This window comes from Pseudomonas sp. SIMBA_068, from assembly GCF_046534705.1.
GTDB lineage: Bacteria > Pseudomonadota > Gammaproteobacteria > Pseudomonadales > Pseudomonadaceae > Aquipseudomonas > Aquipseudomonas putida.
In genome coordinates, this window is the sequence record NZ_JAWRYI010000783.1 from 1 (window position 1) to 262 (window position 262).

1 protein-coding gene is annotated in these 262 nt (G+C 50.8%); it reads right to left on the reverse strand.

Features of this window, described 5'->3' with window-relative positions:
• Positions 1-262, reverse strand: a 262-nt coding sequence (gene yfcF, locus SB756_RS31435; protein ID WP_410913417.1) for a glutathione transferase, incomplete at both ends; no start/stop codon positions are given.

Genomic DNA, 262 nt, shown 5'->3' on the forward strand with positions numbered 1-262 from the left:
TCAGATCGCTGCGCAGCCAGGCCTGAATCTGTCGTGCACGCGCACGATTTTCTAAATCAAGCGGATAAATACGTTCCCAGGTCGGTGGCGCAAATCGATCTTCCAGATACTCCGCAATGGCAGAAGATTCACTCAACTCAAAATCATCGATTTGTAATAACGGCACACGGCGTGTCTGACCGTAACCTTGCCACGTCGGCTGCAAATGTTCACCGCTGTCGAGGTCGATGGTCTTGATATGAAACGACAGGCCTTTTTCCTG